Annotated in this window: 7 protein-coding genes; 2 read left to right on the plus strand and 5 right to left on the minus strand. The window is 75.6% G+C overall.

Annotation, left to right across the window (positions count from 1 at the left end):
- Window positions 1–202: 202 nt before the first annotated feature.
- Complete coding sequence (locus BMW99_RS35125) at window positions 203–751, plus strand: DUF5949 family protein (RefSeq protein ID WP_079176292.1); 549 nt, start codon at window positions 203–205, stop codon at window positions 749–751.
- Window positions 752–833: 82 nt separating this feature from the next.
- On the opposite strand, the gene BMW99_RS35130 is transcribed toward BMW99_RS35125, so the two are convergent.
- Entirely contained in the window at window positions 834–1,097 is a 264-nt protein-coding gene (locus BMW99_RS35130) for a hypothetical protein (RefSeq protein WP_075018206.1), read from the minus strand.
- Window positions 1,098–1,305: 208 nt separating this feature from the next.
- On the opposite strand from BMW99_RS35130, the gene BMW99_RS35135 reads away from it, so the two are divergent.
- Window positions 1,306–2,403, plus strand: a complete 1,098-nt coding sequence (locus BMW99_RS35135) for a TolB-like translocation protein (protein ID WP_075018207.1) — start codon at window positions 1,306–1,308, stop codon at window positions 2,401–2,403.
- A 33-nt stretch (window positions 2,404–2,436) separates the two neighbouring features.
- Here BMW99_RS35135 and BMW99_RS35140 read toward each other — a convergent pair whose 3' ends face one another.
- The 4 genes from BMW99_RS35140 to BMW99_RS35155 all read right to left on the minus strand — a co-directional run bounded on the left by BMW99_RS35140 (window position 2,437) and on the right by BMW99_RS35155 (window position 5,796).
- Window positions 2,437–3,021 (minus strand): hypothetical protein, encoded by a 585-nt coding sequence (locus BMW99_RS35140; protein ID WP_245791762.1) that lies wholly within the window; start codon window positions 3,019–3,021, stop codon window positions 2,437–2,439.
- A gap of 29 nt (window positions 3,022–3,050) precedes the next feature.
- Window positions 3,051–3,461, minus strand: a complete 411-nt coding sequence (locus BMW99_RS35145) for a DnaJ family domain-containing protein (protein WP_069467116.1) — start codon at window positions 3,459–3,461, stop codon at window positions 3,051–3,053.
- A gap of 65 nt (window positions 3,462–3,526) precedes the next feature.
- Window positions 3,527–5,233: a SpoIIE family protein phosphatase gene (locus tag BMW99_RS35150; RefSeq protein ID WP_075018208.1), complete on the minus strand. Its 1,707-nt coding sequence runs from the start codon at window positions 5,231–5,233 to the stop codon at window positions 3,527–3,529.
- A gap of 68 nt (window positions 5,234–5,301) precedes the next feature.
- The gene (locus tag BMW99_RS35155; RefSeq protein ID WP_069467105.1) at window positions 5,302–5,796 is read right to left on the minus strand and encodes a MarR family winged helix-turn-helix transcriptional regulator; all 495 of its coding nucleotides are present in this window, start codon (window positions 5,794–5,796) and stop codon (window positions 5,302–5,304) included.
- Window positions 5,797–6,000 lie beyond the last annotated feature (204 nt).

Consider the following 6,000-nt stretch of genomic DNA (forward strand, 5'->3'; position numbering starts at 1 on the left):
CGGGGGCCGGACGGCCCCGGCCGCGCAATTCGGCCACCAGGATTCGCCGTTGATCCGATCAGAAGTGCGATAACCGGTTGGTCCGTTCGGGGACGCGGGTGTGCGGCGATATCCCCGAACGGGCGAATCCGGGCTCTGCCGGTCGCCCGCTGAGGTGATATCGGCGGCCGCCGCGGTCGCCCGGGGAATAGGGTCCGGACGCATGAGCCAGACGAACGCCGTGCCCTCCCCGCCCACCCCGAACCCGTCCTCCCGGACCCCGTCCGGAGGCGCCGCCGCGCCCCTGCCGCGGCGCCTCGGCACCCTCGTGGTGATCCCCTGGGCCGGCGCGCACGAGGAGGACGGCGACGACATGCCGTTCCTGATGGCGTACTCCCTCGGCGACGGCGTCGACGGGCCGCAGGGCACGCAGCAGGCCGTGCTGGAGGCCGCCGAGGAGATCGGCCTGCCCGTCGGCGGCGCGATCCTCGACGTGGCCCGCGCGCATCGGCCCGCGATCAAGGTGCTCGTCGAGGGCGGCAAGGCGGTGCTGAGCATGCCGTACCTGCACGCCAACTGCCCGGTGCCGGACCAGTGGACGGCGGCGGCCAGGGCCCGCGGCTCGGTCTACGTCATCCTCGCCAGCCGCCCCTGGCCGCAGGCCACGCCCGGCGCGACGCTCGGCGAGGCGGAGCTGCGGGAGTTCGCCGCCGACCCGGAGGTGCTGGGCACCGCCGCCCACGCCCTGGTCCCGGTCGGCTCGCTCCAGTAGCCGCCGGACCACCCCCGCACGCACGCAGGGGCGCCCCCGCGGTGGGGGCGCCCCTGAGCGACAGCGCGGGTGGTGGACCCGGTCAGCCGTTGACGAGCTCGTTGCCGGCACTGACGGCGTCGGATCCGGCCTGCACGGCCTTCTTCACCGCGGTGACCTTCTGCCCGACCCCGGTCTCGCCGAGGACGCCGGAGGTGGCCGAGCCCGCGGACGTCCCGGCGGCCTGGGCGGTCAGCGCCGTGCTGGTCAGGGTGCCGCCGAGGTCGGCGGCCAGGGCGGCGGGTGCGGCGGCGGCCAGCAGGAACGAGCCGGCCGCGGCGGTGGTGAGGATTCGGCAAACATTCATGATCCCTACAACGCCCGCCCCCCTCGCCAGGGCACGCCCACGGCCCCCAACCGTCACCTCCCGTCCGCGGACTTCACCCGGTCAGGTCGCGCGCCCCTGTTGCGCGGCCGTGACAACGGGCTGACAGCGTCCGGAAGTCGGCGCGGCACGCTGGACTCAGCGCAAGCCGCGCCCTCGCGCCCGCGAGCCGTTCCTGGGGGGAACCGCCATGTCCGCACCGAACAAGCGCCGCCGCACCGCCGCCGCCATCGCCCTGACCGCCGGCATCACCGCGGGTGCCGCACTGATGCTGTCCGCGTGCGGCCCGAACGACGCCACCGGCTCCGCCTCGCCCAGCAGCACCGGCACGGGCGCCGCGGGCAACGGATCCGGCAGCGGATCGGGCAGTGGTTCCGGCAACGGATCCGGCGGCGGGACGGGCAACGGCGGCAGCGGCCAGGGCGGTTCCGGCGTGAAGCCGGTCGGGTCGGCGTCGCCCGTGCCCAACGGCACCGCGCACAACGGGCTGACGATCAGCAACGGCACCCGCTTCGTGGTGATGAACGGCACCCGCGTCGACTTCGGCACCGAGGTGCGCGACCTGGCCTGGTCGCCCGACGGCCGCAGGGCCGCGTTCGTCGACGGCGACGGCGACCTCGCGGTCAGCGACCCCGACGGCAGCGGCCGCGTCGTCGTCGCGAGGAATCCGGGCGGCCAGAACTGGTCGCACCCCACGTGGCAGGTGCGCGCCGCCGACCCCCAGACCAGTCAACCGGCCCTGGACAACCTCGTCTTCGCGGTCCGCTCGGCCGCCGGCGTCGCCACCCTCGTCTCCGTGCCGGCCACCGCGCACGGCGCGACGCCCAAGGTGCTGGGCCTGAACCGCGAGTCGGGCGCGAACGTCGCGCCGCTGCCGCAGACCGGCAACAGCTGGCCGAGCTCCGCCGGCCGCTACGGCACCGCGGTCTACGCCAACTCCGGTACCGGCGAGGTCTACCTCCGCGACGACTACCTGCGCCAGCAGGGCTCCGCGCTGACCCACGGCTCCGAGCCGGCCCTCGCACCCACCCAGGACGAGGACGTCGTGTTCGTCCGCTCCGTCGGCGGCCACGACCACCTGTTCCTGGAGCACTCCGCCAACAGCGGCCCCACCTACCGGGACCTGACCCCCGACGCGATCACCGACTACACCGAGCCCGCCTGGTCGCCCGACGGACGCACCATCGCCGCGCGCACCCCGGCCGGCATCGTGACGCTGCCGGCCGACGGCTCGCACGCCCCGGTCAGGGTCTCCGGCTACACCGGCCTGCCCGCCTACCGCGCCTGACGCCGCCGCGGCCCGCCGGCTGCCCGGCCTTCCTCACCCTTCCCCGCGGGCCAGTTCGGCCCGCAGCTCCGGCAGGTGCGTGTCGGCCGAGTCGTGCGGCAGGAACTCCACCACGTCGACGAACCGGAACAGCACCCGGTCCGGCGTGACCGCGAACTCGTAGTCCGCGAAGCCCACCACCGCGCCCGACGCGCCGCGCGCCGCGCCCCGGACGACGTGCTCCGTCATCGCGTCCGGGTCCTGCGCGTCCAGGCCGCGGCGGGCGTTGGGCCGCGCCAGGTACGGGCACACCATCGACGCGTAGAGCATGCACGCCCGGTGCCCCGGACCCTCCAGCGTCGGCGCCATGTTGCGGTACGGGCGCCCGGCGGCCAGCGCCTCGCCGATCGCGGCGCTCTCGGCCGCACCCACCACCCGCCACACCGGGCCGCGCGGCATCAGCACGTCGCACACCGAACACCGCCGCCCGCGCGCGCAGTTCGCACTGCGCGCGTAGTCGGTCAGCGCGAACTGCGGCTGGTCGCCCTCCCACGGGGTGATCGCCGGCACGGGATAGCCGCGCACGTCACGGGGCCGGGCACCGACCGCCGGCGGCATGGGCACGGAATCGAAGCGCACGCCCCATGCCTACCAGCTGCCACCCGCCGTCAGGAAGGCGAACTCCCCTGCCGGCGCCGCCAGTCGGCGACCTTCTCCTCGACGTCGTACGGCACCAGGTTCAGCGGCGGACCCTCCGGCGGAACGCGGATCGCCTCCTCGATCTTCGCGTTCACCTCGCGCAGGAGGCGCCGCACCTCGTCCTCCGAGCGCGCCGCGTCCACCGCCGCCAGCGCGTCCTCGGCCTCCTTGCGCAGCACCAGGCTCGGCGGCAGGAACGACAGGCCCTCGCGCTGCATCTTGCCGCGGATCCACCACATCTCGTCGTACGGGGCGTTCGCCGACGGCAGCGGCTTGCCCGCACCGGGCAGGTTCGCGAACGCGCCGCGCTCCTCCGCCTCACGGATCTGCCGGTCGGCCCACGTCTCGAAGGACACGCCGGGCGGCTTGCGTTCGGTCACGGCTCACTCCTCGGGGGCCGGCGAGCGGGCACGTCGGCGGACGCGTCCGCGCCTTCGAGCCTACGTCAGGCCCCGATCCGGGCCCGCGCCGCCAGCAGCGCCACGTCGTCCTCGGCCGCGGTGGGCGCCAGCCGGCTGACGATCCCGCCCAGCAGCCCGTCCAGCGGCCCGGCCGCCTGCGGCAGGCTCAGGCCCGCCAGCCGCTCCAGGGACACGTCGATGTCCTCGGTGCGCCGCTCCACCAGGCCGTCGGTGTAGAGCAGCAGGGTGTGGCCGCCCGGCCACTCCACGCGCACCGTCTCGTACCGCCCGCACAGGTCCGCCCCCAGCGGCGGCCCCGGCGGCACCGGGAGCAGCGACACGTCGCCGTCCGGACTGATCACCGCGGGCGGCAGATGCCCGGCGTTGGCGAACCACGCGCCGCCGCACGCCGGATCCGCCAGCCCGATCAGGCAGGTCCCGGGCCGCTCGGCGCCGGCCGCCGTCAGCAGGTCGTCCAGCCGCCGCAGGATCCGGCCGGGCGCCCGCGCCCCCACCGTCCCCGCCGCCCTCATGAAGTCTCCCGCCACCACCCGCAGCATCGACCGGTAGTGGCTCATCTCCACGGCCGCCTCCACGCCGTGCCCCATCACGTCGCCCATCGCCAGCAGCGTGACCCCGCCCGGCAGCGCCAGGGTGTCGAACCAGTCGCCGCCCACCAGGTCGGTCGCGCCCGCCGGCAGGTAGCGCGTGGCCACGTCCACCCGCGGATGCGGCGTGCCCGGCGCGGCCAGCAGCGCCCGCTGCAGCTCCACCGCGATCCCGTGCTCGCGGCTGTAGCGGCGGGCGTTGTCCAGGCTGATCGCGGCCCGGTCGGCGAGTGCGCGGGTCACCGCCGCGTCGTCCTCCGTGAACGCCGGCGAGTCGCCCGCACGGACCATCGACACCGTTCCGATCCGGGCGCCGCGCGCCGACAGCGGCACCACCATCCCCGAATGGATGCCCGCCGCCCGGTAGGCGGCCACCCGCTCCGGATTCGGCGCGGACCGGCTCAGCGCCTCGTCCGACCCGTAGTTCGACACCACCGGACGCCCCGTCTCCAGGCACGTCGGGATCGCCGAGCCGCGCTGGTAGTCCACGTACTCGCCCGGCACGCCGAACTGCCCCACCTTGCCCGCCAGCGGCACCCGCGCCGCCATCGCCGCCCTGCGCAGCCGCAGCATCCCCGGCGGCGCCGGACGGTGCCCGTCCCCGGCGAGCGACAGCACCTCCACCGTCGCCACGTCCGCGATCACCTCGACCAGCAGGTCGCACAGCTCCTGGCAGGTCCGCTCCATCTCCAGCGTCGAGCCGATCCGCACCGCCGCCGCGTCCAGCAGCAGCAGACGCTCCCGGGTCCGCTCCACCTCGCGCTGCGTCTCGCGGTCCGCGCTCACCTCCATCACGATGGCGCCCAGGCCGCGCACCCGGCCGTGGGGATCCTCCAGCCGGTGGTAGCTGCCGTGCCAGTACCGCCGGGCGTGCACCGAGTCCGCGCGGGTCTGCCCGCTGGACACCGCCTCCCGGCTCAGACCGTCCGCCAGCACCTGCCGCAGCACGTCCTCCCGGGGGTCCACACCCGGCACGACCTCGCCGGTCGTCCGGCCGATGTGCTCACCGGCCGGAACGCCGTTCATCCTGGCCAATGCCGGGTTCACGAACACGTACCGCAGGTCGGTGTCGAGCACGGCGACGCCCGCCTGCGTGCCGTCCAGCAGCGCATGCGAGAGCCAGTCGTCCGGCGGAAGGTCCATCGTCCGGCCCTCCTGTCCCTGGTACGGCCCCGCCTTCCACAGTGCGGGCAGCACCGCGGATCGGCGATTCAGGGGCCGGGCGGCGCGCTGTCGCCGTGCGCCTCCTCCAGGGCGGCGGCGATCCGGTCACGGAGCGGCGTGCGCTCCAGCGCGGCCAGCGCCTCCTCGACGAGGCGGCCCAGCGGATACGCCAGCTCCGCCTCGAACGCGGTGACCGCCGCCACCGTGGCGGCCCACTCCCGCTCCAGCGCGGGCAGCAGCGCCTCGGCCTTCGCGGTCAGCCGCACGATCCTGCGCCGGGCGTCGGCGCCGGCCTCCGTGACGACGAGGTCCTGCCGGACCATCTGCGCGACGGTCTGGCTCGCGGCGGAGTGCGTCACGCCGAGCGTCGCGGCGAGATCCCTGATCGACGCGGGCCCGCCGGCCGCGAGCGCCCGCACGACAGGCGTGAAGCGGGGCCGGAAGCCGCCGCCCAGCCCCAGCGCCGGGTACGCGGCGGCGACGTCGCCGTCCAGCACCTCCACCAAATGCCGCAGCCTCGTCCCGAGCAGTTCCCCAGCCATCCCCTCATTCTCCCCGCCGGCGGGGTGCCACCGGGTTTTGCTGGGTTCGGCTTCCGTCCTGCCCCGCGCCACGCGCTGCGCGCTGCCGTCCGCCGGTCTCGTCGTGGCTTGTCGCGCAGTTCCCCGCGCCCCTTTCGGGGTCCGCCCAGCCCCTTGCGGTGCGTTGCCGTCCACCGGCCGGTGGTGGGTTGCTCGCGCAGTTCC

The organism is Actinacidiphila rubida (assembly GCF_900110255.1).
GTDB classification, from domain to species: domain Bacteria; phylum Actinomycetota; class Actinomycetes; order Streptomycetales; family Streptomycetaceae; genus Actinacidiphila; species Actinacidiphila rubida.

Excerpts from the sequence above, each read along its gene's own strand:
- BMW99_RS35130 (WP_075018206.1), bottom strand. The coding sequence starts at position 1,097 with ATGAATGTTTGCCGAATCCTCACCACCGCCGCGGCCGGCTCGTTCCTG.
- BMW99_RS35155 (WP_069467105.1), bottom strand. The coding sequence starts at position 5,796 with ATGGCTGGGGAACTGCTCGGGACGAGGCTGCGGCATTTGGTGGAGGTG.
- BMW99_RS35150 (WP_075018208.1), bottom strand. The coding sequence starts at position 5,233 with ATGGACCTTCCGCCGGACGACTGGCTCTCGCATGCGCTGCTGGACGGC.
- BMW99_RS35125 (WP_079176292.1), top strand. The coding sequence starts at position 203 with ATGAGCCAGACGAACGCCGTGCCCTCCCCGCCCACCCCGAACCCGTCC.
- BMW99_RS35135 (WP_075018207.1), top strand. The coding sequence starts at position 1,306 with ATGTCCGCACCGAACAAGCGCCGCCGCACCGCCGCCGCCATCGCCCTG.